This window comes from Streptomyces sp. NPDC008313 (genome assembly GCF_042956125.1).
In the GTDB taxonomy this organism is placed as follows: Bacteria; Actinomycetota; Actinomycetes; order Streptomycetales; family Streptomycetaceae; genus Streptomyces.
Genome location: NZ_JBIBFR010000016.1, coordinates 162,105 through 186,600, shown reverse-complemented (window position 1 = coordinate 186,600; position 24,496 = coordinate 162,105). Strand labels below are relative to the sequence as shown.

Genomic DNA, 24,496 nt, shown 5'->3' with positions numbered 1-24,496 from the left:
CCTCCTGCGCCGACGGCGACAGATGCCGCGCGTCCCCCACCAGATCGCTCACACCCGATCCAACGACCCAGAACCCAAACCGTTTCTGATCAATACAAGCAGATCACGAAGGGATGAGGCTGTGGAATGGATCTCTCCCGTTTCCGGGCTCGTCGGCGCCTTGGTCGGCGCGGCGGCTACGTATGGCGGCACCCGCCAGGCACAGAACAAGGCGTTGGAAGACGCCCGCCAGGCCCGGCGAGAGGCCAAGCAGGACCAGGCCGTGGCCACACTGGCGACAGGCTTCGGTGACCTTCACCAGCACATCCGGAGCGTTCCCGACGACTGGGAGCCCGGGATGAGCACCGAGGAGGCCGCCGCGCTCACGGCGGTGCGGCAGACGTGGGACGAGAGGCTGCAAGACCACATCGCCCCCGTTCGGCTGGCCATCGGTGTTATCCGGGAGAGGAAGGTGAGCCGCCGCCTCAACGAGGCCATGAACTTGCTGGAGGTGTGGGACAGCGGGCTGGCGTACGCCTTCCACGGCCGGTCTCGCGTGTGGGTACTGCGCGGGGTGGTCTCCCACGCCGTGGACTGCGTAGGGGCGTGGCAGAGGGAGGAGGCGCTACCGGAACCGAACCGCGCGTTCAGGGAGGCCCGGGAGTCGTTGGAGGCCAAGCAGGCTGAGTGGGAGGCCATCGACGAGGCCCAGGAGGAGGATCGGCGCCAGCGCCGCGCCCAACGTGCCAGCGGGGCCACGCCCACGTCACCGGGTGGGGAGTAGGGCGCCGAGAGCCCGGAGGGTTCGGGAAAGGTGCACGTTGCGCAGGGTTCGCGGCTACGGAGCGGAAGGCCGACGGCTACGCACAGGAGTTGCCGCGGTTGCCTGCTGCTTGCAGTTCTATGGGGTGTCCATGAAATGGAGCGTAGAGGCTCTCGGCACCAGGTCTGCCGAACTGTGCGCCGGGCATAGATGGAACAGGTTTCATCGGCATCGGTCTGATTCGGTCAGATCCGTTCACGGCATCAACAGGCCGTCTCCACAAGACATAAGATGATGCGCCTGGGTTGTCTGGTACCCAGGTCAATGTCTGTGGCGAGGCACTGTGTTGGGTTGCGGCTGCCCCCAGACGCCAGGGAACGGAGCGGCAGAGAACGGTGCACCTGCACAGCTTCACCGTGTGTGGATTCCGGTCCCTCAAGGACGTCCGCGAGATCCCAGTCAGTACGCCGACCATCCTCGCCGGGCAGAACGACGGCGGTAAGAGCGCAGTGCTCGCAGCGCTCGCTTTCCTCGTGGGTGCTGAGCAGTTGGGCGAGGACGACCGCACGTACGAACTCGGCTCATCCACCGAGGATGACGAGCCGACGCCTCTCTCGCGGTGTGCGACGACCTGGGTGGAGGGACTGTTTGCGCTCGACCCTTGGGAGCAGGAATCGTTTGGGTTGCCGGTGGAGGAGTTGCGCGTACGGCGGCGCGCTGCAACCGGCGAGACGCCAGTGCTGGAGTGCTGGGCGCCGCTTGCCGACGATGAACGACTGCGCGATCCTGCTCAGTTGTCCCTTGCTGAGGTGCGGGCGCTGGCCAAGCAACTGCTTCCAGAGGTGACATCCATCAAGCGGACGGACATCGAGCCGGAGCTGCGCAAGTACGGCATGGCGCACGCTTCGACGTCGGGCTGGGTACCGGCTTCGAAGGACATGGAGCGACGCCTGCCCCGGCTGATGCCGTTCGATGGGAAGGCGGCCGATCCGGACGGTGCTGTCAGGACGGCGTTGATGGGGCGCTATCAGGCCCATATGGCGGACCCGACGCTTCAGGGCCGCCTTCAGTCGATCGAGGACGGGATCAGGGAGCGCCTTCAGGACGACGCCCAGTCCCTGTGCGCACACATCCAGAGCCGTTGCGATGACCTCACCGAGGTGACCGTCGAGCCCGAGGTCTCCTTCTCCCATGGTCTTCGGGGTACACCGCTTCGGATCGCCCGCACAAAGGGCGAAGCCGTCGGGCTGGAGCGTTCCGGGTTGGGTAGTGCGCGCCGCATCTCCCTTGCGATCTGGGAATGGAACAGCCGGCTACTCAAGCGCGAGGAGTTCGGGGACGTCGATCCCTCGGCTGATCCCGACGCTGTCGATGATGCCCCGCCGCCGGTGCAGACGATCGTGATCTACGACGAGCCGGACACCCATCTCGACTACGGCCATCAACGCAAGATCATGCAGCTCATCCGTGACCAGAGTGCGCTGCCCCACGTGAATGTCATCGTCGCCACCCACTCCATGAACCTGATCGACGGTGTCGACATCGCTGATGTAGTGCATCTGCGGCTGGAGGGCGGCCGGACACTGGTGGAGCGCTTGGGGGCCGACACGCACGATGAGATCGACGGCCACCTGGGGCGGATCGCCGCTGCGGTGGGCCTGCGTAACTCTGTTCTACTGCACGAGCGTTGCTTCCTGGCGGTCGAGGGAGGCACCGAACAGCGAGTGATTCCCACACTGTTCTGGCTTTCTGAGGGGCAGTCCCTGCAGTCGGCCGGCATCGCCCTTTGGGCGTGCTTCAACAACGAGGGGGCGCTACACCTCGCCCACTACCTGGTCGAGCACGGCCGAACTGTGATGCTCATGGTGGACGCCGACAGTCGTACCCTGCCGAAGGGCCTCTTCAAGGATGCACGCCTTCAGCAGTTCTTCGGCAGTTCCTTCGACGACGTGGTTCGATTCGTGGGTGAACCGGACTCTTTCAACGAGTTGGAAGAGCTGTTCCGAGATGAACTGTGGGCAGCGGCTGCCAACGAACTCTGGCCGAAGGGCGAACCGTGGACCGAGGCGGATTTCGCCGCTCAGCGCCCCGGCAAGAAGTTCAGCAAGGAAGTGCTGAACATGCTTCGAAACGGCAGTTCGAACGGGCCCAGCGGCAAGCCTGACATGATGTTCGGGCTGGTGAGCACGCTCACCAGTCCTGATCAGGTACCCGCACAGTTGCGGGAGATCTTTGGTGTGCTCAGAAAGCTGGCCGCAGGGTAATGGCGCGCAGCGTCGACCTGGTCTCGCTGGTGCCGCGCCGACGCCGCCGTCGTGCGAGCATGCGCTCCTTGCGCTGCTCGGACGTCGGCGGTTCCCATTTGTGCCAGCCCACCGGCGGCTTCCACCGCTGGGCATGTTCCCGGGCCTCAAGCCCACACCAACGGCAGCCACCCGGCGCAGGTGCGTGCTGGTTAGAGGCGTTGCGCTCGTCAGTCATGAGTTCCCCTCCCCACAAAGGATTCTTCCCTACAGCACTGACATCACCCCTGCTGTCGATGTGTGCATTTCACGCTAAAACGGACTAGTCATTTGAGCCACTCGTGAGTTCCTCGTCCGATGAGGCGAACTGGGTCAGGTCGCCTCGGTGCCGGATCTGGCCGGGTTCGGCATCCGATCAGCAGGTGGTGCTCGCATGCGCCGTAAAGTCGCCGGCGGTGGTCTGTTCCAGCATCGGGGATGCCGTTTGTGCGACGCCCCAGCCGTCAAGCCGCCTGAGGTGCTGGCGCCCTCAACCGCTTGAGGTGCGAGCCGACGACGCGCCCGCTCGCTTTATTTTCACGCACAGTTCGCGGCCTTCTGCTATCGTCGCGGCGTGGAAATCACTCTGCAGCAGGCTGTGAGTGATCTCCGGCGGGTGCTGGAGATCATCCGGGACGTCGCGCGCGAGGTGTACGCGACCAACGCCGACCGTCACGACCCGTCTCACGGGGATGACAACGGCACCTTTGCTCAGTTGGTCTGGCGGAACATCGCCAACCTCTCCTTCCAGAAGCTCCACCAGGCAGGGATTCCGGTCCGAAAGGTCGCAGGCGGGGCGATCGAGGTCATCTCCCAGCCATGGGTCCTGAGGGTCTACAAGTTCCCGCTCACTGCCCCTGGAAAGGTGCGGGACAAGCTCGAACAGCTCAGTTGGGACGGCAGCGCCGCTCGACTTCGGGGAGCTGTGCAGAACAGCGCGGCTCAGGGGCAGATGGCGTTCGACCAGGACCCGGACTGGGCCGACAGCTTCGCTGAAGCTGTTCGTCAGGGGCATGTTCGGATCGTGCACACGGGTGATCCGGAGACGGGAAATTGCGTCATCGAGGTGGGTCTTCCGCGGGACAACCGTGAGGGCGGTTCGCCTTGGCTTGATGGGACGATCGAGATCCACAATGATCTCCAGTCTGGCCTTCCGGCTCCGCGATCGGCCGTGAGCGAGCTTGTGGTGCACGGCGAGCTTCCCGAGGGGAGCCTTTCAGATCAAGACCACGAGCTGGCGTCTGACGTGGATCCCGACGAGAACCGTACCGCTGAAGAGGAGGCACCCAAGGCGCCTGATCACACCGACCTCAAGGAGAACGATCTGCCGCTTCGCCGGCGCACCGAAGAGACGCGCGAAGAGCGCGAGAACACAGACTGAGAAATTCATGCCGACACCGCCGCGAGGATCGAGAGGCGCTGAGCTCGCCTCCCGTTCCTTCGAACCCGAAGCTCTGACTACGGCTCGTCAGCTTCGAGGGCTCCGCAAGAACGAGCTTGCCAAGCAGGTCGGGCTCACGCCAGCAGCGGTCAGTCAGTACGAGTTGGGCCAGAGCCGGCCTTCAAGCACGGTCGTTGCGCAGTTGGCCATGGCATTGGGAGTGCCCGCCACTTTCTTCGCTACAGGTCACCCGCATCCGACGGTGCCCAGCGCCGCCCACTTCCGAAGCCTCCGGGCAACGACGCAACTTCAACGGGATCAGGCGGTCGCGTTTGGCAAGATCGTCTGGCGGCTGGTGACGACGGTCGAGCACTACGTGGAACTCCCCCCTGCGGCACTGCCGCGCCTGGCTCTGCCGGCTGAGCCGAGCAGGGCGGACATCGCGGCCGTGGCCCGCGATGCTCGCGAGGCCATGGGGGTACCCAGCGGCCCGATCCCGCATGTGACACGACTACTCGAAGCCCATGGCGCCGTGGTCCTGGAGCTTCCTGAGATGTCCAAACGGGTGGATGCCTTCTCACATTGGTACGGGAGCAGGCCACTGGTCTTCCGGAACCCTGCCAAGAATGACAAGGCTCGATCTCGATTCGACGCCGCGCACGAGGCCGGGCACTTGGTCATGCACCTTGACGCTGAGCCTGGCAGCAGGATCGTGGAGAACCAGGCGCACGACTTCGCGGCTGAATTTCTGATGCCAAGCGTCGAGATCCTTGCAGAGTTGCCGAAGAGGCTTGACTGGGAGGCGCTCTACGCGCTGAAGCGGCGCTGGGGCACTTCCCTCAAGGCCCTTGTCTACCGCGCCCACGCCCTCGGCGCCTTCCGGGAGACGACGTACAAGCGCGCCATGATGATGCTCTCGCAGCACGGAGACCCCGAGCCTTGCGACCTTGGCCCCCGTGAAGCACCCCTCCTGCTCGAAAAGGCGGTCCGCCTTTGTGAGGAGACGGGTGTGTCGTTCGACGACCTTGTTGCCCGCTCGGGCCTTCCCTTCGAGCTTGCGAACGAGGTCTACGCGACGGCGACGATGACGAGGCCCCGCCTTGCCCTGGATGCATCCGAGGAAGGCACAAAGCCAGCCGCTCCTGAGGTGCTAACGCTTTTCCCAAGTTGATCATCACCCGGCGTCAGGAGAAGCCGCAAGGCTTTAGGACCCAGCTGACCCCCCCCGTGCGGCCCGTGGCGTCTTTTCAGCTGAGAGGGCCTACGGGGACTCGCTTGTTGTCCCGTGGCGCCTTAGCACTTTGGAGGCGATGGGCGCGGCACTCTCAGGATCGGGTTCCAGGCGAACCAGCCGAGACCTTCGGCGCCCAGTTCCCAGGGGGCGTTGAGCAGAGCCTTCTCCGTCGTCTCCAAGTCAGAGGCGACCGAGTCCGGCGCTGGCCCGATACGCTGCATCAGCTCGCCGCGCTCACGGAAGAACTCCTCGTCATCTCCGCGCAGGCGACGGATCGCTGCCTTCACGCAGGTCGGCCATCTCGGCATACCGAAGTGGTCGTCGTGGGTCCCGAGTTGAGGGGCGGCCACGAAGATCAGGAAGTCGTCGTGAGACAGCTGCTCCTCGAAGTGCATCAGTGTGTTGATACGCCTCTTGACGTGCTTCTTGATCTCCCCCAAGAACCCCCAGCCGAAGTCCGTCAACGTCCCGTCGCACCCAGGCCAGATTGCCTCGCGGTCCAAGATCACATCTTCGAGCTCCAGCAGGCGGAAAGGTTCAGTGCTCCCCAAGGCGTCGAAGGCTTGTCGGGTCAGCCATGTGTTGCGGGCGAACATCGCACCGTCGTGCAGGTTCTTACGTCGCTTGCCCGGCGGAGAAGCGTGCGCGTCCTCGATCGGGCCGTTGCGCCACACGAACAGCACGATCCCGTGGGCAGCTGCCCAGCGGAGCCCCTCCGTGGACTGGAAGACGCCCATCTCTTCGAGCTTCTGGCGTCCCCATGCCAGTCTCTCCCGCAGTTCTTCGTCCGTCACCCCGCGATGTCCTTCCCCGTCCGCGCCAGCCGCGCTTACCGGCTGACGACGTCCGTCCCGCCGGTATGCGGTGCGGCGTACCCGAGAGGGTACTTCGGCGGGCTCACGTGAAGTCGTTGTGAGCGTGGTCAGTTACCGAGAATCGTTTCGCGTGCCGCTCGTGCCCAGATGGCTTGCTGGCGCGCAGTGAAGCCCATGCGGTTCCAGTGGAAGAGGATGTGCCTGGCCAGGACGCCGCGTGTTCCGAGACTGAGCTGCCCTTCGCGTCCGGCGTGACCGAGGACACGGCCGCCGTGCTCCATCCCGGTGAACCAATTGGCGACGGGCGCCAGCGGGCCCTTGGCCGTGAGAAAGGGAGTGGCATCGATCGTCAGCAGTCTGTGCAGTACGGGGGTCATGGCGGTTACACGGTCGAGCGGGATGTCAACGGGCAGGGGGCGTGCCACTTCGACGCGTGCCCAGATGTCGCCCTGCTCGCTCCATTCCTGTCCTGCGGCTCGTAAGAAAAGGCTGATGAGGAGGAGCGAGGTGGCCTTAGCGTCGAGGAGGCCACCCCCGTCTCCGTCTTTGCCTGTGGAATACAGGTAGTCGAGGACGCCAAGGCTGTCGGTGTGGAACAGGTCGTGGGCGATGTCCATGCCGAACGGGCCGCCGAATGCGCTGGTCTCCGGCTCATACGGTGACGGCCACCAGTGCTCGACCCCACCTCCAGAGACTGCGGTGTCGAGTAGCTCACGGATCTGCCGTGACAAGTCATCTGGCCCGGGACGCGGACCCGGGAGCGCTCTGAGGCGCCAGCACGGGCGTTTGCGGATGAACCACCAGCAAGCGATGGACCTGCTGTCCATCGCCTGTTGTAAGAGGGGCAGGAGGTAGGTGTGGAAGGCGCGTTCGGCGGTCGAGTAGTCAGTGAACTCGATGCTTGCCTGGAGCCAGCCGGATGGTTCGAGGCCGACGCCGAGAGCGGCTCGGCCAGCGTCTCGGTATCGCGCGATGGCTTTGACGAGCTGCTCGGGCGACGTCTGCGACCGGCTGGCGGCCTCCGCGAGCGGGGTGCCTGTGAGAGCCGCCAGGACGGCCTGCTCGATCGTGCTGCTGGCGGGCAGGTCCATCCTGATCCCTTCGGTGGCATGGTCAGATGAGGAGAAGGCACGCGTCCCAGTCGCTGGATGGGAGGGTGCCTTCTTGGATGTTCTGGACGGCGAGGGCCGCCCCGACCGAGCCGTTGAGGAAGCCGGTCTCGGTTGGAGATTCGGTGTTCAGGAAGCGTTCGGTGAGCTGTGGCAGGTGGTGGACGAAGGCTCGTGGTTCGTCGGCGTCCTGGGTGATGCGCTGTACGACGCGGAGTAGGCCGCCGAGGCCGTGGCACAGGCCGCGGCTGGTGAGTTGGTTGAGCTGGGTGGGGTCGGCCAGACAGTAGAGGAGTGCTCGTTCGGCCATGCGTTTGCGGTCGGGGTCGTTCAGGGCGAGGGCGGCGAGTTGTTGGGCGCGGGCCAGACCGGGGGTGCCGTAGCACCAGGAGGGGGTGGCCAGGTGTGGGGGCACGGTGGTGGTGTCGGTGATCCAGCGTGGCCAGCGGGTGCCGTGGTGGTCGCTTACGCGTATTTGGTCCAGCCAGCGGCAGATCCGCAGCATTGCCTTCTCGTGGCCGGGCACGGTGATGCCGCGGAGTTTGGCGAGGGCGAGGAGGGCGAGGGGGCCGGTGATGCCGTGGGCGAGGCCGGCGTTGGCGTGGCCGTCGGGGGTGGGAGCAGTGAGGTTGACGGGGCTGTGGCTCACCCACCAGCCCAGGCGGGTTCGCCGGTCGGCGGTGTGGAGCGGCTCGGTCAGGCGCACCAGGTACTCCAGTACGCCCTTGAGTTCGTCGCCCTCGGGGTCGCGGCGTAGGAGGAGGGCGCCGAGGCCGGTCAGGCCACGCAGCAGGTCGTACTCGGCGAAGCTGGTCGGCTCGCGGCGGTCGATGCGGGCGTGTGCTGCTGCCAGTCGGCGTCGGGTGTGGGCGGCAACGATGCGGTCGAGGGTCTGCAGGGCGCCGGTATACCGGTTGCTGTCGACGGTGGTCCAGTGCAGCACGTATGTCATCGCGGGCGCGCCGAGGAACAGGCCGGTCTCGTTGTCGTCCAGGAGCGGGCCGATTGCGGCGAGTTGCTGATGGGCGGTCTGCCAGGATCCGGTGCCCTGGCGGGCGCGTTCGACGTGGAGCAGGGCGATGCCGAGGGAGCCTCGGGCGAGGGACTGCCGGAGGGTGGCGTCCGTGTCCAGGGCGGGTGGAGCGGTGGTCACCGCAGGGCTCCTTCTTCTCTTGCGGTCCAGGAAAGGGCAGCGGCGCGGGCCAGACGGCGGCAGATGGCTTCGCTGTCGGGGTCGATGCCAGCGGCCCGGTTGTGGTGCATGTGCAGCAGGGACGGCAGAACCGCGGCGGGGTCGGCACCGTGCGTTTCGAGAGCCTGGCGGTAGGCGGTCAGGGCGGTGCGGCGCCGAGCCCACGTTGTGACGAGGCGTTCACCATTGGGCAAGGCTCGCAGGGCCGCGTGGTCGGGGCCCGGGGCGGAAAGGCGGACGGCTGCGGCAAGTACGTCGCGGGTCGTGGCTCCGCCCTCGTTCTTCAGAAGGTTCGTCGTCAGCCATGCCCGTCCGTCCGCTGGGGAGCCGAGGAAGGCGTCGGCGATGTCGACGAAGCTGGTGGCGGTGACGGCGGGCCAGAGGCGGTCAGGGATGGGGAGGGCCATCTGTGCGAGGGCGGCGGCGGAGTCTGCGGCGAAGACTTGTTCGGCGGCGTCCAGCATGGGGCCGATGCCGTAGCGGCCGGTCTCCGGCTCGTCGGTGTCCCACTGGACACGTTGGAGCAGGCCCTCCGCGCGCAGCTCACCTGCCCAGGCGGCGACGTGCTGTGCCACCTCACCGAAGGCGTTCGGGTTCGGGAGGCGGAGTCGCAGCCGGAGGTGGCTGTCGGGGTCGTTGTAGCGGGTGAACCACCACGTCGGTGCGTCGGCGTCCCAGTCGTGGAGGAGTCGCGGGAGGTGCGTAGTCAGCAGTTCGGGTGCCCGGCCGGCGTTGCCGTACAGCTTCAGGTAGGCCCACTCGCCGGCGCCGGGCAGGCGGCTGGAGTCACGGCGGACGACGGTTGCCGTGCGGTTGATCGGTACAGGGGAAGGCGGTTGGTCGGAAGCGAAGGACACGGCGATTTCGTGGGCGCGACCGACCCAGCCGAACGCCGTCTCGTCGGGTGCTTCGTGCACGGTCACGGTTCCGTGGCGGTCCAGTTCCGCGCGCAGGAGTTGCCGGTGGGCGCTGATGTCGAGGTCGAGGCGGAGCCGTTGGTCGTTGCCGCCGACGTACACGGTGCGGGGTACGCCGTAGCGGATGCGCCAGTCGGTGAAGTGGAACATCCAGGCGCGACCGTCATCGCCGAGGTCGCGTGCGTTCAGCCGCCAGCAGGCGGCGGACAGGATGGTGCGGCCGACGCGGACTTCGGGCAGGAACGGCAGTCGGGCCGCTGCGCCCCAGGCGAAGGGGGTGAGGATGGCGCTGTGGGAGCGGTGCAGTTCAGTGACGAAGCGGACGAGGGGGTGGGTGGCGCTGCTGAGTTCCACCGCGTTCATGACCGAGGGATCGATGAGCTGTCCGGTGGAGAGGGAGAGCAGGTAGAGGCGTCGGGAGTCGGCGACGACACCGAGGTCGTCCAGGTCGAGGGTGGCGTCCGGGTTGTGCTCGCCGACCGAGATGACGTGCGGGACGACGGCCGGGGCGCGGCCGACGTTACGGGTCGGGATACGCAGGGGAGGGCTGGACACCTGCCCGCGTACGGCTCCGGCGGCCAGCGTTGGTAGGGCGGCGTACTGGGCGGTCATCCGGTCGCGGTCCGGCTGATCCAGCATCGTCAGGAAACGGCCCGTCGTGGTGCCGGCCGCGAGAGACAGACCGGCGGTGACCAGGTTGAACCGGCCGTGCTCCAGGTCCTCCAGTGAGGGGGACAGCACGGTGAAGCACAGTTCGACGTGCGCGGGCACCTGCGTGGGTTCCCCGAGTGACATGGCCTTGATGTCCTCCTCGGTGAGGACGACTTCGCGCCGATCGTTGAGGGCCGCCGACTGGGCGAGGGCGAGGAGGTGGTCGTCGCGGCGGGTCGTGGCCAGCACCGGCCGTTTCAGGACCGTGCCGCGGTAGCCGACGGGGAAGCCGAGGCCGGTGTCCGGGTCGGTGAGATCGCGCAGGGGGACGATCGCGCCCATGCTGTAGTACTCCAGGAACCGTGCGCGGTAGTCCTGCCAGGCCGGAGAGCCGTTCGGGTACGGCGAGATGCGGGAGATGACCTCCAGGGCACGTTCCGCCTCGCGCGTGATTGCTGTCGGCAGGACGATGTCGCAGTCGGGGCGCACGTTCACGACCAGGGTGTGGTCGGTGGCGTCGGTGAGGGTGTTCATCCGCGCAGCCGCCTGGACACGCAGGGCCTGCTGCTCACCCTGGGCAGCGATGTCGTGCAGGGTGAGGAGCTGGTGGATCTTTCGCAGCTCCTCGGCTGTCTCCGCCCCACCTGATGTGGCGGCGGCCCCCGTGGCGTCGAGCTGCGCGATGAGATGTCCGAGCGCGTCATCGCACGTCATGGGGGCGTGGAGGCTCGTCAGCAGGACACGATGGGCGACGAGGCTGGACACCATGTCCTCGATCACCGCGGTCGGCGTATCCGGGTAGTCACCGTGGAGTTTGGCCACGAGGTCGCCGACCGTGATCGGCGTACGGGCCAAGGTCAGCACCGCTTCCACGGCTCGGGTTCGTCGCAGTGTGGTGTCGGTGGGGCCATTCGTGCCGGACTGGTGCGGTACTGCCACCCAAGTGCCTCGTACCGTGCAGGTCGGATCTGCCACCACGGGCAGGCGCCGCAGCACATCCCGGTTGCTTTCCAGGGCGGTGATGGCGGCGTTCAACCACTCGGCATCGGCCCGGGCGAAAGCACGGTGCTCCTTCCCCCATTTCACCCGAGCGGTGCCGCCGATGCTCACGGGGGCGGGGCCGGCGAACAGCCCGAACGGTGTGGCGCGGTGCTGCATGCGCAGCAGGTAGCGGGCGAGCGAGACCGCGGTGCGCCGGACGGAGCGCGGCCGTTGCCGCTCTCCGCCGAGCAGGACTCTGACGGCGGTGGCGAGGTGCGGCGCGGCGAACTCGATGGCGGCAGCCCGGGTGTCGTCCGCCCAGACCTGGTCGATCCAGTCCCGCTGGCGTTCGACGTCGGCGGGGGCGTTGCCGTCCAGGTCGGGCCAAGGAGGAAGCGTCGCTGCCAGCGGGAAGACTGATGCGCGGATCATGCTCGCGTCGATTGCGTGGTACATCGCTGTGCCTCCTTCTTCGTCACGGTGGTGCGCGGGGCCGGGCGCGTCGGATGTCGCCCGGCCCCTGGTGGGTCAGCCGCCGATGCAGGTGCTGTTGGTGCAGGCGGACTGGCAGGTGGAGGTGCAGTTGTCGCTGGTGTCGTTCAGCAGCGAGCCGATGACCGGGGCGGAGGCGAGGGTCTCGATGTTGAGGTCGAAGTCCGACCCGGTGTTGGTGCTGTAGTCGGTCGCGGCCTTCAACGTTGACGTGGGGTTCTGCTGTGCCATCACGTACTCCTCACGGGAAAAGGCGGGTGGGATGTGCTGTGCTGGCCTGGCCGTGGCGCCGCCGACGGCGTCACGGCCAGGTGATCGTGACCCGGGTGTGGGGCCGGTCGACGAGCCGGCCTGCGGGAAGCCGGTCGTCCGGCGTACCCGCCGGGTGGACCTCGATGTGCGCACGGTGGGCCCGGTGGTCGCTGTGCCAGACCTGGATCTCCTCCACCAGGCGGTCCGCGACCTTGCGTGCCTGCGGCCCGTGGCCGATCGCCCCGAGTTCGTACCGGTCGGGGTCGTCGGTGGGGCGCGCGGTGCGGTAGGCGAAGCTGTCACCGTCCACCAGCGTGGGGACGCCGATCGGCGACGCGGAGGCGACCAGACCACGCTTCCGTGCGCCGATCTTGGCAGCCATCAAGGGGAGGTTGTCGAGGGCGGTCGTCAACCACAGGTCCAGGTGTTCGGTGGACTCGTCGCCGGCCACGGTGACCCCTGACCACGCCTCGACGCGGGGCATGCCCAGGGCCACCCGCAGGGCCTCGGCGTCGGGTTCGGGATGTCCGTCGAGGCGGAGGGCGATTTCCTCCTCTTCCACGTCGTGGAGCAATACCAGGCGCACGCGGTTCTCCCCGACGCCTTGCATCGGTACGAACCCGCACAGCTCGAACCCGTCACTGACGAGCCGCTCCTTGTCGCGGACGAACGCCACCGTGCGGGTCATGCCACGCATCCTGAGCGGGACAACGAGCCGACCACCCTCCTTCAGCAGGTGGACCCAGGCGGGCGGGATGTCGGCGGCCTGCACGGTGACGACGATGCGGTCGTACGGGGCGTGGCCGGGCACGCCGTGCTCGCCGTCGGCGGTGATCACCGTGACGATCCGGTCGTAGCCGGTCGCCTTGAGGAAGTCCTCCGCACGCCGGGTGACGTCGTGGTCGATGTCCATCGTGACGACGCGGCCCCGCTCGCCCACCATCTCGGCGAGGTAGGCCGCGTTCACCCCGCCGGAGCCGATCTCCAGGACGCTCATCCCCGGCTGGATGTCCGCCTGCTCGATCTGCATGGCCTGGATGCGCGGGGCGGACACCGAGCTGATGTTCACGCCCGTCGGGTCCGTCTTCGTGACGGCTGCGAACTCAGCCTCGTAGGTCTTGGCCGCGTCCACTTCGGGGGTGGCCAGGTGCCGGGGGACCGAGCGGAACGCGGCCACGACGCGGGCACTGCGAGCGGCGCCCAGTTCGATCAGCTGCTCCACCATGGCGTCACGCCACTGCTGTTCGGATGCGGGGGCGTTGATGTTTTCGGACGTCGGGGCGGGAGTGTCATTCATAAGCATTCTCCTTCTCGGCACTACGTCGTCTTCTTGAACTGGGCCAGCCTGTCTGCGGTGTTGTCGGCCAGGTCAGCGGCGAGTTCGCGCACGTCAAGGGGAAGGCCCTCGTCCTTACTGGCATTGATTCCGGCACCGACGGCGCCGATCAGGTCGAGCAACGTGTCGTCCGTCTGGTTCCTCGGTTGCCAAGGTGGCTCTCTCTTCTCGTGGCGGTGCGTGCGGCCCGCTCCCGCTGTGACCTGTCCTTCTGAGGTCGGGGTACCTCCAGCTCGAACAGCGGGAGCGGGGCTGAAGGCCCGCCCAAGACGCGGCCGTTCTTCCTACGCGACATGGGCGGGCGGTCTGTTGAGTGGCACCTTGGTGGGCCACTGGCTGAGGGGGATGGGCTGTGCGGGAGCCGGGGCATTCCGCTGGCGGGCGGCGCGCTCGCTCATCGTCCAGTGGAGCTGTTCGAGCCTGAAGACGCACCGCTGGCAGGCGCAGAGGGGAAGCACCGTGCCCGCCACCGTGATCTCGCCGACCTCGGCCACGGGGACGTTCGTCTGCTCGCACCTGAAGCAGCTGCCGTTCGCCCAGTCGAAACGGCTCCACAACTCTCCTGGCCTCACCCCCATGGCGGGCCTCCTCCCGGGAGATGGAGATGGGGCATCGGGTTGCCGCCGACGAGGGGCAGAACGGCGACGGGGCGCGCATGCCACACGAAGGAGTACGGCCCCGCTGCGAGCGGCAGCGTGAAATCCACACCCTGTTGAAGAGCTGAGGCAGCGTCCCGCCAGCTCTGGGCACGTCGGTCCACGAGAAGGTCGATGAAGGCTGGCTCAGTGGCCGAGGCGATGACGCGGACTTGAATGCGTGCCCATCGGACAGCCGAGGCGGCGGTCGGCTGTGCGGCACAGCTGATGCGCCGCCCGTCCGCGTGACGCCACTCGCACCAGAACCCGGACTCCGGCTCGCAGACGGAGCGTGCCGGCGTGGGAGAGACGTGAAGGAGCACGGGGTGATCAGGGCGCATGGCCGCCTGCCTCCGGGCAGACCCACAGCAGCCGGCGGGTAAGACTGGCGACGTCGCGCATGTAGAAGAAGGCGCTGAAGGCCGGCGTCTCCTTCGTAGGGCGCGCTGACAGCTCCAGCAGCTTGTTCGCCCGGCTGACCAGATTCCTGATGTCGGGGTCCGCGTCCGCGTCCAGGTCCATGCCGAGAAGCCGGTTCAGCTGCTCGATGACGGCCGTGGTCCTGATGTCGATGCTCTCGCGGGTGGAGGTGCCCAGCTTCATCCTCAGGGCGGCGTCGGTGCTTTCCGCGATCAGCTCCGTGTCGATGGGCTGGTTGTCGACGGCTGGAGCCTTGCGTCTGTCCGTCACGGTGCTCACCACGCATCTCCCCTCGGTACCGCAACCTGCGGCGACTGCCTCGGTTGCTCGGGTTCAGAGACGAACGTAGAGCGGCGGTACCCCAAGCCCCAAGAAGATTGCGCGAGTTTGCAGCAAGCTGATTGACGGGCCACAACGGCCCGTCGACCATCGTTATGTCGCGCAAATCCAAGCAAGGCAGCAGACAGGAGAACGGCCATGAAGCTACGGTTCCTTGGTAAGAACTCCACGGTCGGCGACTGTCCGACCCTGTACGCCACGGACCGGGACACCTACCTCGTCCAGGGCTGGAAGATCTTCGCGAACGACCTGCTGATGCAGCTTGAGATCCCGGAGGGGGAGACGGCGGTGGAGGTGCCCACAGAGCTGTTCGAGCACCTCACCAAGGACGGCCTGGCGGCCGGGGAGATCAGGCGCGTCGAGGATCCGATCATGATCCTGACGCCGAGCGGTACGTTCGTCGTCCAGGGCCGCGAGGTGACCGACCCCGAAGCGCTGGCTCAGATGGAGATTCCGGACTACGAGACCGTGGTCGAGGTCCCCAAGGCCGCGATCACCGCCCTACTGGAGGAACCGCGTGGAGCTGATCTCCAGCGCCAAGCGCAACCAGCTCTTTGAGAGCTTCGCGCAGGACGCATTCCATCTGGAGCTGAGGGACGACTACTCCGTCCCCGACGAGGACAGCCCGTTCACGAGCTGGCTCAGCGGCGAGACCGTCGACTACTCCTACATGGACCCCTGGACGCGGCTCATCAGGCGCGTCACGGGTGAAGGGAAAACCGTCCGACGCGTCCGAGTGGTCACCGAGCCGCACACCCCCTACATCCAGTGGGAGCACGCCACCACCGCTCTGAACGAGGAGGCCGGCGAGGAGATCCGCTGGCTGCCCCGGCACAGCCTGCCGGAGGACGCCACATTCCCCGTGGGAGGCAACGACTGGTGGCTGTACGACGACCGCCTGCTCGCCGTGGGCCACTTCGACCCCGACGGCAGGGTGCTCGGGTCGGAACTGATCGAGGACCCGGACACCGTGGCCGAGTGCGTACGCCTACGGGACCTGCTGTGGTCCGCCGCCACCCCGCACCCCGAGTACAAGCCCTGACCGACCCGTGAGCACCCAAGTACAAGAGGCACTGCAAGCGCTCGGTGCCCGGCTGCGCGGCTTCCGCAAGGATGCCGGTTTCGCCAGCGGCCGGGCATTCGCGCGCGCCACTGCGTGGCAGGAGTCGAAGGTCTCCCGCATCGAGAACGGCAAGCAGCGCCCCAGCGAGGACGACATCCGCGTCTGGTGCGAGACGACCGGCCAAGGCGACCAGCTCGGCGATCTGGTCGCGATCGTCCGCCATGTCGACGAGCTGTGGCTCGAATGGCGTCGGCAACTCCAGACCGGCGTCGAGAAACGACAGCGCCAAGCCATCCCGGTCTATGCCAAGACCAAGGTCTTCCGCATCTGGCACCCCACACTCATCTGGGGAACCCTCCAGACCGCAGACTACGCCGCCGAGGTCTTCCAGCAGGGCGTCAGCTACTACGAGATACCCAACGACACCGAAGCGGCCGTGGCGAAGAGACTCGAACGCCAGCAGTACCTGTACCAGGGCGAACGCATCTTCAACGTCCTCCTCGGCGAACAGGCCCTCTACACCAACTTCGGCGGCCCGGAGGTGATGAAGGGCCAGCTCGACCGTCTGCTGGCGGTGATGAGGCTGCCGCGCCTCAGCCTGGGCATCGTCCCCAAGTCCGCCCCCACCTTCATATGGCCAGGCAACGCGTTCTCGATGTTCGACAGCCGACTCGTCCTCGTCGAGACCTACTCGGCGGAGTTCTCCGTCTCCCAGCCCCGCGAAATCGAGCTGTACACCAAGGCGTTCGCCCTCCTGAAGCAGTCAGCGGTCTACGGCACCGCCGTCCGAGACCTCATCTCCACGGCGATCCAGCACTACGACCAGATCCCGAACGACTAGGAGAGCGCCCCGTGCAGCCGATGACCCCGAACTGGCGAACCAGCTCCTACACAGAGACGCAGAACTGCGTTGAAGTGGCCGACAACGACCCTGAGCACGTGCTGGTTCGGGACACGAAGGTGCGCGGGCGGGGAATGCTGGCCGTCCAGCGAGGCAGCTGGGCGGCATTCGTCGAGTACGCCAAGGAAGCGTAGCGCTGTCTGCCTTCCTTACGTTGACCGCGAGATTCCCAGCTGTTCACTCAGGAAACGGGAGCGGCGTTCACTCGGTGGACGCTCGCTCTGTTCACTCAGGAAACGCCCGCTAGGACCCTCAGGATCCGGGTAGCAGGGCTGTGACCGTCGACTGGACGAGCTGGGCTGCGGCGAGGACGCCGGGGATTCCGCCGCAGCGTTCGACGAGGTTCTGGAGCATGTAGCGCAGAGTGCCGGGGTCCTGAGCGGGTTCGTCAAGCCGCGGGGCGATCATGTCGAGGTCGCGCAGGGCGCTGTCCACCTCGGGGTACTGGCCGCGTAGTTCTTCCAGGCGCCGTCGCAGGTCGTCGATGCTGTCGCGGGCCTTGTCGACGGCTTCGTTGGTGATGTTGTTGGTCTGGGTGGCGTTCTGGGAAAACGGCGCAGCTTGGGCGGGGCCGGTCATATGGCCGGTGTTGATGATGCCGAAGTTGGGGCCGTTCGGGATCGGGTCGGGCTGGCGACGGATGGGCATGCGGGACTCCTGGCGGGCTCTTGGGTCAGTTCGTCATGGAGGGGTTGACGGAGAACGGCGTGGCCTGGACTGCGCCGGTCATCGTGCCGCCGTTCATGACGCCGAAGTTGTAGATGGCGGTGGACTGTTGGCGGTATGCGACGATGTCGACGTTGTGGTCGCGCAGGAAGATTTCGGTGGAGTCGAAGACCCGGCGTTGCATCATCTGCACGTAGTAGCGGGCGTCGTCGTGCATGTGCATGTCCTCCAGCCAGCGGAGGCTGTAGACCTCGCGGAGGCTGACTGGTCCGCTGCCCGGGTCGAGCTCGGGGCGCTTGCGGGCCTTGCGGCGTATGAGCCGGTCGAGTCCGACGCAGATGTCGCCGAGGGCGTTGAACGCAGTGCGGCCCAGCCATTTCAGGCTGCGCGGATCTGCGGGCGTGAGACCGGCGACCTTCGGGTTGAGGGGGCCCATGATGTGCGGGCGGACGGTGACACGCAGGAAGCCGCCCTGGTAGGCGAAGTGGACGAGTATGGCGGCGACGAGGTCGCCGTTCCAGGCGGTGATGCGGGCCCAGATGTAGCGGCGGGCGATCTCTGCGGCGGGTTTGTCGCCGAAGTTGTCCACGGCGAGGGTGTGCAGGCTGCGCCAGGCGTCGTCGTCGATCTGGTCCCAGCGCTTGTGGTGGATGCCGGCGATCCCGATGACCTCCACGCGCAGTTTCGGATGATTGCGGTGATGGGAGGGCGCCGGATCGTCCAGGCGGCGCGCGATGTGGGCGTGCAGCTGAGCGGCCGTGAAGTGCTTCAGTGGCTCTCGGGCCACCGGCTTGTTGTGCTTCGCCAGCGCGTCCAGGACAGCCTTGGCTACATCGGCCATGTCGGGCTGAGCTGGCTTCTGTGCCGGTGAGCTGAGGCCCGGAAGCGGCCTGGTGCTGTCGTCTTCGGCGTCCTGGCCCTCGGGGGCGGGCTCGACGTCGATGCCGATGACGGCCTCCTGCCACGCCTGAAGCCCCGCCCCGAGGAACCGGTGCCGATCGCCGTTTGCGCGACGTTCATGGAGGTACGGCAGGGCGTGGGCCTGCACAGCGGTCGACGGCGCGTGCAGTTCTCCGGCCAGCAGGGCGTTGAGCCGCAGCTGGGCCAGGTAGCGCTCGGCCAGGTAGACGCCCCACAACCCGGCCAGCAGGACGAGGATGGCCCAGCCGGCAGTGAGGGCGCCGACGATGGCCTGCCAGACAACGACCGCGACCACGGCCACGACAGCCACTCGGCGTCTTCGCATGTGCTGGATGGCACGATCGCACGCGTGCACCACCGGCTCCTGATGGAAGCCGTAGACCGCGACCGGCCGCGCCGACCTCTTGATTCGACGGCGGACCCAGAGCGCGTAGTCCTCACCCAGCACCACCTCTGGAGGCTTCGGCTCCGACGAACCAGCAGCCTTCTCGGCCTCCTTGGTGGGGAAGAGCCATCGCAGACGCTTCCGTACGGCGGCCTTCAGGTTCTTCCACAGCTGCGCCAGTACGGCACGGAGCACGGCCAGCCAGTCGGTACGGGCGAAAGCGGCGGCGCTCAACCGGCGCGTGATGCCCTCGGTGTAGGCCCCGTGCCCGATCACCTCCCCGCCATTGGCCGCCGTCCCCAAGGGCACTGCGGGTGCCGAGAACACCGACTGGTGCTCCGCATATGACAAGTTCCCACCCCCGTGTCTCCTGGCGGCCGGCCACGACGATCAGCGGCGGACACAGAGGGGCATCGTCCTCGGACACAGGAAGCACCGCCATACCGCAAACCCGCACAAGCCGCGCGCGGAGGCACCCAGGTCGAACAATGACCGAAAGGCGCCTCCGCAGCGGGATTACCTGCGGTGTCCCTGCGGTGCGCCGCCTTGACCGGGAAGCCGAGTGGCGCCCGGAGACGAGGCCGTTGTGCTGTGGCGCGCGGGCCGAGTAGGAGGTGTTTCGACCGCGTCGGCGGGCAGGTCGGCGATGCGGCGCAGGCGCCAGACGAGGACGTCGCTGACCGACCCGGCGGTGTCCAGTTCGCGGTGGGTGACGGCTTCGGTCAGCAGCTCCTGGGGGTTGTGGCCGGCCTGGTAGGCGTGGGTGAGGGTGGCGGCCAGGGCGGGCCAGCCCGGTTCGTTCACTACCGCCTCGGCGATCTCGGGTGTTGTGGCGTGGAGGAGGGCGGCGGCCCAGTCGCGTACGGGCTGGACCAGACGCAGGCCCTGGGCGTGCAGACGGGCCATGGGCTCCTCGGCGGCGGCAGCGTAGGCGGCGCGCAGGTGGGCGGCTGCCTGGCGAGCGGCCTCGGCCTGCTGGGCGTGGTGACGCTGGGCGTGCCAGTGAGCGGCGGCGGTGGCGAGGAAGAACAGGGTGTCGATCAGCATCGCCGTGGTCGCGCTGTCCTCCCCGCGGCCCAGCGTTGGACCGCTGTAGCGGAGGTCGCGGGCGGCTCGGCGCAGGGCCTGGGCATGCCGGTACTCGGCACGGGTGTGAGAGCGCGTGGCCCGCTCGAACGCCCAGGCCGCGTCACGCAGTTGCTGGCGAGTGTGCGCTGGGCTGGTCCGGGCGAGGGTGTCCAGGATCTCGCCGGTGGCGGCGATGCGGGCCGCAGCAGCGCCGTCGCCATCCTGGTCGAAGGTGACCAGGGCAGTCCAGGCGGTGCGGGTGGCCGAGCGCCGGGCGGCAGTCGGCGCCGATACAGCTGTGCGCGAGCGGGTGGTCGGCCGGCGTGTGGCCGCTTCCTGCTCGTCCTGGTGGGCGTCGTGGGTGGTGGGGAAGCGTTCGCGGATGCGGGGCAGGGAGAGGTCGGGGGCGAGCGTGGAGCCTGCGTAGTAGATGGGCTCGCCGTCGTCGTTCACGTCGCCGGGCAGGGCCACCTTGTAGCCGAGCAGGTCGCCCGACGGCGCGACGCGCTGGTGGAACAGGAGCCCGGCGGCCTGAAGCCGGGCGAAGAACTCCACCTCGCTCGCGGCGCCGGCCACCGCCTGGCGGACGGTCTCGTGCAGCTCTTCGCGCGCGGAGCGTTCGCGGCCCTGGCGTTGGGCCTTGTGGCGTTCGGCGCTGGAGGGGCGCTTGGCGGCGGTGCCGTCCCCGGGCGGGACACGGCGCAGGTCGTACTCGGCTTCGATGCGGCGGCATTCGGCCTGGGCGCGGCGGGCCTCATTGTGCAGGCGGGGCCGCCGGCCGTCGTCGCGGACCAGGGTGGCGATGATGTGGATGTGGTCGTCGGCGTGGCGGACGGCCGCCCACCGGCATGCCTGATCGTCGCCGTCGGGGGCGATGCCGGTGACGGAGACCATGCGTCGGGCGATCACGGCCCAGTCCTCGTCGGACAGGACCGGGTCCTCGGGAGCAGCCCGCACCGACAGATGCCAGACATGGTTCTTGGGGCGCCGGCTGGCGGGCAGGGCGTTGACGGGCTGGTCGAGCAGCCGCTGAAGCTGCCCGTAGGTGGCCTTCGGATCGCGGCCGGGGTCGGGGGCGATCGGATCGAAGGCGGCCACCAAGTGCGGGTCGATGTGCTCCTCGTGGGTGCCGGGCCCGTACAGGTAGCGGATCAGCCCGATCGTCCCGCTGCCGCGCTCGTGGATGCTGGGGATCACTCAGCGGCACCGCCATCGCGGTGGGCGAGCAGAGCATCAGCCGCGTCCTCCATACGCCGGGCGGCGCTTCGGACGGCCTCGGCCGCAGCGTCCAGGTTGGGTGCATCAGCGCCGGAGTTGAGGGCCTTGACGACCTGATTGAACAGGCCGTGCATGCGGCCCAGGTGTCGGCGGGCGGCGAACAGTTCGTCGATGACCTCTCGTTCGGTGGCGATCTCGGCGGCGGTGCGGGTCAGGTCGCGGGCGGCCTTGTCGGTGGCGTAGGCGAGGAAGGCGGCGTTGGTCATGTCGCAGTGGGCGGCTGCGTCGGTGAGGCGTTTGAATTCGGTGTCGTTCATGCGGCAGCTGGGCTGCTTCAAGCGCTTGCGCTCTTTTGGCTGACGCGCGCGCTGACGTTTCTTCGAGAGGGGCTCTGCCTGCTTCTCTCCTGACTGCGGTCCGCCCTCGGTCGCAACCTGACAGTCCGGTGCCCCCTGGCGCAGGGCTGCTCCCGCCACCCCTGGGGCGGGAACCCCGGGAGCATTGCTCCCGGGACAACTTGCTGCGCGGTTGTCTGGGGCGACGGGAGTCTCCTGCCGGTTGGTGTCTTCGTGGTGTCGGTCGTGCACGTGTGGTTCTCCGGGGGTGTGGTCGGTAGGGGAGCTGAGCCGCCGAAGCGCCGAGCGATGGCAGATGAGGCCAGTGGCCGAAGCAATTCGACGGTTGTGGGAGCTGCGGTAGGCGCCGTCAGGGGCAGGGCTGTGGTTGCGAGGAGTGCAACAGGGACCGGTCCCCAAGCGCTGCGGCGCACGGTCCCCAGACAACGGAGGACGGGGATGCGACGCTCATCGGGGACGGTCCCCCTGACACCTCGTCACGGGGACCGTCCCGTTCCGCTGCACGGTCCCGGTCCCCGCGGGGACCGAAGAGGCTGACGTGGGGACCGGTCCCGGTTACCGGGGACGCTTCAGGGGACCGGCATAAAGGCCCTCTGAGCTGCATGTTCAGCGGGACCGGTCCCCGGCAGCCGTCGGCACGGTCCTCAAAACGCGGTCCCCGGGACACGGTCCCCAAGCGCTCGTCGGGACCGTGTACGACCGGTTGGGGACCGGGCCGTTCCCAGCCCACGCAACTGCCGCAAGGAGCGAAACGGGACGGCGTCACGCTGCTCGGTGTCGGTCCATCCGGGCAGCGGCGAGGTCGACGCGCGACGGATGGGGAGTGGCACGTACGGCATTGCCCCGGGCGGTTCCGTCAGGGCTCGCCCTGCGTTGACGGCACGGGGAGCCCACGGCCGCGTGGCACCAGTCGCACCGCACACCGAGCGAGTCCGGGACGCCCGCGGCGACGGCGGTCTCGCGCGCGGCGCGGGCCGGACGGTAGCGGGCGAGCTCGCGGCGTACGGCCGGCGGGATGCACGACCCGACCTCGCGCAGGCGCTCATCGACGTCGCGAGACTGGCCACCGCTGGTGATGTGCCGGTACGTCGAAGGGGCGGTCACCCCGGTGGCGACAGCGTTCCGGGACCGGAGCAGCTCGGCGCGCCAGGCGACCGGGTCGTCCGGGTCGGCGGCGGGAGTGGGGTCGGTGTGCCGATCGAGGCGGTCGCGTCGGTGGGCACGCCATCTGCGGACGACGTCCACGGGCAGGATCGGGTACGGCGAGTCGAGGACGTGCGACCGTATCGCCTCGCGGACGTCCCAGCCGTGGGCGGTGGCGAAGGGCACGTCGTCGAGCAGCTCCTGCCACTGGGCGATCTGGTCACGGGCCTCGCCCGTGCCGGTGCGGATGGTGCGGGGGTCGAGGCGCCCGACGTAGGCGAGGACGGCGGCGACTTCACGTCGCTCCAAGGGCGGGTTACTCCGTTCCGGTCGGTTCGTCGAGGGCGGCGAGCAGGGCGGCCATGTGCGCTTCGGAGCGCGTCATGCCGGTGGCTGCGGTGTGGGTGCCGCCGGGTAGGGCGTAGAGGGTGGGGCGTCCAGGGGCGGGGGTGTGTTCCCGGGCGATCCACGTGCGCCAGTCGGTGGCCCACGCGGCGGCGGTGCGGGGCGCCCACGGAGTCCGGTAGGCGCGCCACTTCTCGTCGGCGGCGTGCAGGGCGTGCTCGCCGAGTCGGTCGAGGTGGCCGTGGCGCTGGAGCCAGGCACGGGCATCGTCGTCGATCTGCCATTCGAGCGCGGAGATGAGTGGGGCAGAGCTGCTGCTGCTCTTACCGTTCACCTTCGGTTCTCTTCTGTTCTGGGGGTCGGAATCCGCACCCCCACCGGGTCGGATTCCGTACCCCGTGGGGGCCGGAATCCGGCCCCCAGGGTCGGAATCCGCTCCCCCCTCGACATGCTCGGCAGGGTCGGATTCAGGCCCCCCGAGGGTCGGAATCCGATCCCCCTGCGGGGCCGCATTCCGGTCCCCCTCCTCGGCCTGGTCCGTGAGGAACCGGGCGGCGACCGGGAGGAGGTAGTACGTCTCTCCCCGCGGCCCCTTGCGGTTGGGGACTTGCACCAGCTCGCCGCTGGCGATCAACTTCGCCAGGGCGTCGCGTACGGCGGTGCGGGAGGCGTTGGCGCGTTTCATGAGGGTGGGCACGGACGCGTATGCGACGCAGTGCCGGTCGCGGCACCGGTCGGCGATCAGGGCGAGGACCATGCGGGCGGTGCCCTTGCTGCGGCTGTGGCCCCACACCCATTCGCGGGCGTCGTAGCTCATCGGGCGGCGGCTCCTAGGTCAGGACGGAGAGGTGCGATCGACCCTCGTCGGGCGGTGCACAGGGAGGGGGTTGCACACAGCCCCGGTCCGAAGGGGGGAGGGCTGGTGGCGTCGTATAGCCAAGACAGCCACACCCCTGCCGCACAAGTCCAGCATTCCGCCGGGAAATCAGACAGCTGACGGCGAACGAGTGCTGCGAGGCAGGAACAAAACCATAAACCCGGATCGCCGGTTGCCGAAATAATGCACCGTCAGGTCAAGCCGGAAGCATCACATCGGGAACCCGTTGACTCCCGCTTAGAGTGCAAGCTACAACACAACACCCCACGTCAGAGCATGCCATCGGGTTGGCGAAGACGCCGCCAACCGGATGCTCGGAACCCAGCCCAGAGGTAAGTCCCGCCCGTTCGCCGGGCGCAACATAGCCGACGATCGCCGGTTAACCAAACCGGCGAATGGAAGCTACAAATGGAGCCATGGCAGCACGATCCCTGGAAAACGGACCGGCCGGAATACGAACCGCTCGAACCATCGAAATTCTCCGCACCGAACGCGGCCTCGCCCAGCGCGAACTCGCCGCCCGCGTCACCGCCCTCGGCCGTCCGATGACCAACACGATGCTGTCCCGCATCGAACGCGCCCAACGCCGCTGCGACATCGACGACCTCGTCGCCCTCGCCCAGACTCTCCGGGTCTCGCCCCTGGCCCTCCTCCATGGGATCCGCGCCGCGTAGTTCCAGGCGACGCCCGCCGAACGGCCTGCCACACCACACCACCCCGAGTAAAGGACCCAACGCCCTTGCGCCGACCCGCAATATTCCCTGCCCTTCCCCGC

Annotated in this window: 24 protein-coding genes and 1 pseudogene; 10 read left to right on the top strand and 15 right to left on the bottom strand. The window is 67.9% G+C overall.

Features of this window, described 5'->3' with window-relative positions; translation table 11 throughout:
• The 5 genes and pseudogenes from ACFY93_RS22795 to ACFY93_RS22775 all read left to right on the top strand — a co-directional run.
• Positions 1 to 763, top strand: a 763-nt coding sequence (locus ACFY93_RS22795; protein WP_391361927.1) for a hypothetical protein, incomplete at its 5' end; no start/stop codon positions are given.
• Between the two features lie 374 nt (positions 764 to 1,137).
• Positions 1,138 to 3,006 carry an AAA family ATPase gene (locus ACFY93_RS22790; protein ID WP_319070264.1) on the top strand — a complete coding sequence of 623 codons (1,869 nt, stop codon included), beginning with the start codon at positions 1,138 to 1,140 and terminating at the stop codon, positions 3,004 to 3,006.
• A gap of 592 nt (positions 3,007 to 3,598) precedes the next feature.
• Positions 3,599 to 4,405 (top strand): hypothetical protein, encoded by an 807-nt coding sequence (locus ACFY93_RS22785; RefSeq protein WP_319070265.1) that lies wholly within the window; start codon positions 3,599 to 3,601, stop codon positions 4,403 to 4,405.
• 7 nt (positions 4,406 to 4,412) lie between these two features.
• A pseudogene (locus tag ACFY93_RS22780) lies at positions 4,413 to 4,628 on the top strand (helix-turn-helix domain-containing protein); the annotation flags it as partial.
• A gap of 39 nt (positions 4,629 to 4,667) precedes the next feature.
• Positions 4,668 to 5,576, top strand: a complete 909-nt coding sequence (locus tag ACFY93_RS22775) for an ImmA/IrrE family metallo-endopeptidase (RefSeq protein ID WP_319070266.1) — start codon at positions 4,668 to 4,670, stop codon at positions 5,574 to 5,576.
• 122 nt (positions 5,577 to 5,698) lie between these two features.
• On the opposite strand, the gene ACFY93_RS22770 is transcribed toward ACFY93_RS22775, so the two are convergent.
• The 9 genes from ACFY93_RS22770 to ACFY93_RS22730 all read right to left on the bottom strand — a co-directional run bounded on the left by ACFY93_RS22770 (position 5,699) and on the right by ACFY93_RS22730 (position 14,718).
• Positions 5,699 to 6,433: a hypothetical protein gene (locus ACFY93_RS22770; protein ID WP_319070267.1), complete on the bottom strand. Its 735-nt coding sequence runs from the start codon at positions 6,431 to 6,433 to the stop codon at positions 5,699 to 5,701.
• A 128-nt stretch (positions 6,434 to 6,561) separates the two neighbouring features.
• On the bottom strand, positions 6,562 to 7,545 hold the full coding sequence (locus ACFY93_RS22765) for a thiopeptide-type bacteriocin biosynthesis protein (protein WP_319070268.1): 984 nt from the start codon (positions 7,543 to 7,545) through the stop codon (positions 6,562 to 6,564).
• A 22-nt stretch (positions 7,546 to 7,567) separates the two neighbouring features.
• The gene (locus ACFY93_RS22760; RefSeq protein WP_319070269.1) at positions 7,568 to 8,716 is read right to left on the bottom strand and encodes a lanthionine synthetase LanC family protein; all 1,149 of its coding nucleotides are present in this window, start codon (positions 8,714 to 8,716) and stop codon (positions 7,568 to 7,570) included.
• The gene (locus ACFY93_RS22755) at positions 8,713 to 11,760 is read right to left on the bottom strand and encodes a lantibiotic dehydratase (RefSeq protein ID WP_319070270.1); all 3,048 of its coding nucleotides are present in this window, start codon (positions 11,758 to 11,760) and stop codon (positions 8,713 to 8,715) included. Before ACFY93_RS22755 ends, ACFY93_RS22760 begins: the two co-directional genes overlap by 4 nt.
• Positions 11,761 to 11,832: 72 nt before the next feature.
• A complete protein-coding gene (locus tag ACFY93_RS22750; protein ID WP_319070271.1) occupies positions 11,833 to 12,027 on the bottom strand; it encodes an FxLD family lanthipeptide in 195 nt (64 codons plus the stop codon).
• 70 nt (positions 12,028 to 12,097) lie between these two features.
• Entirely contained in the window at positions 12,098 to 13,345 is a 1,248-nt protein-coding gene (fxlM, locus tag ACFY93_RS22745) for a methyltransferase, FxLD system (protein ID WP_391361923.1), read from the bottom strand.
• Between the two features lie 20 nt (positions 13,346 to 13,365).
• Positions 13,366 to 13,506 carry a hypothetical protein gene (locus tag ACFY93_RS22740; protein ID WP_319070273.1) on the bottom strand — a complete coding sequence of 47 codons (141 nt, stop codon included), beginning with the start codon at positions 13,504 to 13,506 and terminating at the stop codon, positions 13,366 to 13,368.
• A 162-nt stretch (positions 13,507 to 13,668) separates the two neighbouring features.
• Positions 13,669 to 13,962, bottom strand: a complete 294-nt coding sequence (locus ACFY93_RS22735) for a hypothetical protein (protein ID WP_319070274.1) — start codon at positions 13,960 to 13,962, stop codon at positions 13,669 to 13,671.
• A 387-nt stretch (positions 13,963 to 14,349) separates the two neighbouring features.
• Positions 14,350 to 14,718 (bottom strand): hypothetical protein, encoded by a 369-nt coding sequence (locus ACFY93_RS22730; protein ID WP_319070275.1) that lies wholly within the window; start codon positions 14,716 to 14,718, stop codon positions 14,350 to 14,352.
• 198 nt (positions 14,719 to 14,916) lie between these two features.
• On the opposite strand from ACFY93_RS22730, the gene ACFY93_RS22725 reads away from it, so the two are divergent.
• The 4 genes from ACFY93_RS22725 to ACFY93_RS22710 are packed head-to-tail and all read left to right on the top strand — an operon-like array spanning position 14,917 to position 16,876.
• Positions 14,917 to 15,336 (top strand): hypothetical protein, encoded by a 420-nt coding sequence (locus tag ACFY93_RS22725; protein WP_099970899.1) that lies wholly within the window; start codon positions 14,917 to 14,919, stop codon positions 15,334 to 15,336.
• On the top strand, positions 15,296 to 15,820 hold the full coding sequence (locus ACFY93_RS22720) for a DUF6879 family protein (RefSeq protein WP_319070276.1): 525 nt from the start codon (positions 15,296 to 15,298) through the stop codon (positions 15,818 to 15,820). Before ACFY93_RS22725 ends, ACFY93_RS22720 begins: the two co-directional genes overlap by 41 nt.
• Positions 15,821 to 15,827: 7 nt before the next feature.
• Positions 15,828 to 16,682 carry a helix-turn-helix transcriptional regulator gene (locus ACFY93_RS22715; protein ID WP_107466768.1) on the top strand — a complete coding sequence of 285 codons (855 nt, stop codon included), beginning with the start codon at positions 15,828 to 15,830 and terminating at the stop codon, positions 16,680 to 16,682.
• A 20-nt stretch (positions 16,683 to 16,702) separates the two neighbouring features.
• On the top strand, positions 16,703 to 16,876 hold the full coding sequence (locus ACFY93_RS22710) for a DUF397 domain-containing protein (RefSeq protein ID WP_181362152.1): 174 nt from the start codon (positions 16,703 to 16,705) through the stop codon (positions 16,874 to 16,876).
• 118 nt (positions 16,877 to 16,994) lie between these two features.
• Here the strand turns inward: ACFY93_RS22710 and ACFY93_RS22705 are convergent, their stop codons facing one another.
• The 6 genes from ACFY93_RS22705 to ACFY93_RS22680 form a co-directional block, all read right to left on the bottom strand.
• Positions 16,995 to 17,390 (bottom strand): hypothetical protein, encoded by a 396-nt coding sequence (locus ACFY93_RS22705; protein ID WP_107466766.1) that lies wholly within the window; start codon positions 17,388 to 17,390, stop codon positions 16,995 to 16,997.
• 25 nt (positions 17,391 to 17,415) lie between these two features.
• On the bottom strand, positions 17,416 to 18,990 hold the full coding sequence (locus ACFY93_RS22700; protein WP_391361915.1) for a hypothetical protein: 1,575 nt from the start codon (positions 18,988 to 18,990) through the stop codon (positions 17,416 to 17,418).
• Between the two features lie 240 nt (positions 18,991 to 19,230).
• Positions 19,231 to 20,979, bottom strand: coding sequence for a relaxase/mobilization nuclease domain-containing protein (locus ACFY93_RS22695; RefSeq protein ID WP_319070278.1), 1,749 nt, complete (start codon positions 20,977 to 20,979; stop codon positions 19,231 to 19,233).
• Positions 20,976 to 21,317 carry a plasmid mobilization relaxosome protein MobC gene (locus ACFY93_RS22690; RefSeq protein WP_319070279.1) on the bottom strand — a complete coding sequence of 114 codons (342 nt, stop codon included), beginning with the start codon at positions 21,315 to 21,317 and terminating at the stop codon, positions 20,976 to 20,978. Before ACFY93_RS22690 ends, ACFY93_RS22695 begins: the two co-directional genes overlap by 4 nt.
• A gap of 801 nt (positions 21,318 to 22,118) precedes the next feature.
• Entirely contained in the window at positions 22,119 to 22,808 is a 690-nt protein-coding gene (locus ACFY93_RS22685) for a hypothetical protein (protein ID WP_319070280.1), read from the bottom strand.
• Positions 22,809 to 22,815: 7 nt separating this feature from the next.
• Positions 22,816 to 23,661 (bottom strand): helix-turn-helix domain-containing protein, encoded by an 846-nt coding sequence (locus ACFY93_RS22680; protein ID WP_319070281.1) that lies wholly within the window; start codon positions 23,659 to 23,661, stop codon positions 22,816 to 22,818.
• A 476-nt stretch (positions 23,662 to 24,137) separates the two neighbouring features.
• Here ACFY93_RS22680 and ACFY93_RS22675 point away from each other — a divergent pair, with 476 nt between their 5' ends.
• Positions 24,138 to 24,395, top strand: a complete 258-nt coding sequence (locus ACFY93_RS22675) for a helix-turn-helix transcriptional regulator (RefSeq protein WP_319070282.1) — start codon at positions 24,138 to 24,140, stop codon at positions 24,393 to 24,395.
• The last annotated feature ends 101 nt before the right edge of the window (positions 24,396 to 24,496 follow it).